Annotated in this window: 1 protein-coding gene; it reads left to right on the top strand. The window is 69.2% G+C overall.

Annotation, left to right across the window (positions count from 1 at the left end; all coding sequences use genetic code 11):
- Positions 1 to 347: 347 nt before the first annotated feature.
- Positions 348 to 1610, top strand: coding sequence for a right-handed parallel beta-helix repeat-containing protein (locus ACFWEP_RS34540; RefSeq protein WP_387376244.1), 1263 nt, complete (start codon positions 348 to 350; stop codon positions 1608 to 1610).
- The last annotated feature ends 27 nt before the right edge of the window (positions 1611 to 1637 follow it).

The raw sequence follows: 1637 nt of genomic DNA, 5'->3' as shown, positions 1-1637 counted from the left end.
GGCCACGCGAGGATCGTCGCGCGGCCCGCTCCCGCTGCGCGTTCCGGTGCCACGACGGGCGCCTCGGTTCACCATCACAGTTAGTTCACATTCATAGACAGCAATCACGTACGTATCTATTGACGTGTACATGGCATCCACTTACTGTCCGATGGAGCCGACTACTCCGCTTGAACCGGCCCGGCAGCCGCGCAGCCGGTTCACGGACGCGAACCCACGCTGCCACACGGCGGCTCCGACCGAAAGGGGACCGAACCACCGGATCCGGATGGTTCATCCCTGTTCCTCCCCCCACGGTTCCCGCCGCGCGCCGGCTGCGGCGGGCCGGTCAGCCTGGAGACGAAACCATGCAATGGAAGCCCCTGATCGCAAGCATCGGCGTGCTCGCCGGGACGGTGGTCGCACTGTCCGGCACCACCGCACACGGCGCCACCTCCCCCACCGTCTTACCGCTCACCACCGGAACGAGCAGCACCGCCGGAACGAGCGGCACCACCGGAACGAGCAACACCGCCGCGCTCGCGGCCGGCGCTCTGTACGTGGCACCGGACGGCAGCGCCGGAGCGGCAGGCACGGAGTCGGCCCCCACGACCCTGACCTCGGCCATCTCCCGCGTGGCCGCCGGCGGGACCATCTACCTGCGCGGCGGCACCTACGCATCCGCCCAGACGGTCACCGTCCCGCAGGGCGCCGACGGCACGGCGGGCGCCCTCACCACGCTCGCCGCCTATCCGGGCGAGTCCCCGGTGCTGAACTTCTCCGCCCAGGCCGAGGCCACCACCAACCGGGGCCTCGCGCTGAACGCCTCGTACTGGCACGTCAACGGCATCACGGTCGAACACGCCGGCGACAACGGCATCTTCGTCGGCGGCAGCCACAACGTCATCGAGCACACCGTGACCCGCTTCAACCGCGACTCCGGGCTCCAGCTCTCGCGGATCGCGTCCGACACCCCCGAGGACGAGTGGCCGTCCGACAACCTGATCCTGAGCGCGGAATCGCACGACAACGCCGACTCCGACGGAGAGGACGCCGACGGCTTCGCGGCGAAGCTGACCGTCGGCCCCGGGAACGTCTTCCGGTACGACGTGTCCCACCACAACATCGACGACGGCTGGGACCTCTACACGAAGACCGACACGGGCCCCATCGGTCCGGTGACCATCGAGGACTCGCTGTCGTACGGCAACGGCACCCTCAGCGACGGCACCGTGAACCCGAGCGGCGACCGCAACGGGTACAAGCTGGGCGGCAACGACATTCCCGTCGCCCACGTGGTCCGGCGCAGCATCGCGTACGACAACGGCCACCACGGGTTCACCTACAACAGGAACCTCGGCAAGATCGCCCTCTCCGACAACGTCGGCATCGACAACGCCGAGCGCAACTTCTCCTTCGACGGCGGCACTTCGGTGTTCCGCGGCAACACCTCCTGCCGCGACGGCGACGGGTCGAACGACAAGACCGTGGGCGACGTGGACGGTTCGAACCAGTTCTGGTCCGGTACGAACGGCTCCCGGTGCTCCGCGTACAGCGGCGCCCTGGGCTGGTCCTTCGCCTCGGACGGCAGCCTCGTGGTGACCTTCGGCGGCAACCGGGTCACGCCGTAACCGAGCCCTCGCGGCCCGGGCGTCCGC

It is taken from the genome of Streptomyces sp. NPDC060198 (assembly GCF_042728415.1).
In the GTDB taxonomy this organism is placed as follows: domain Bacteria; phylum Actinomycetota; class Actinomycetes; order Streptomycetales; family Streptomycetaceae; genus Streptomyces.
This window is presented reverse-complemented; position numbering and strand designations above follow the sequence as displayed.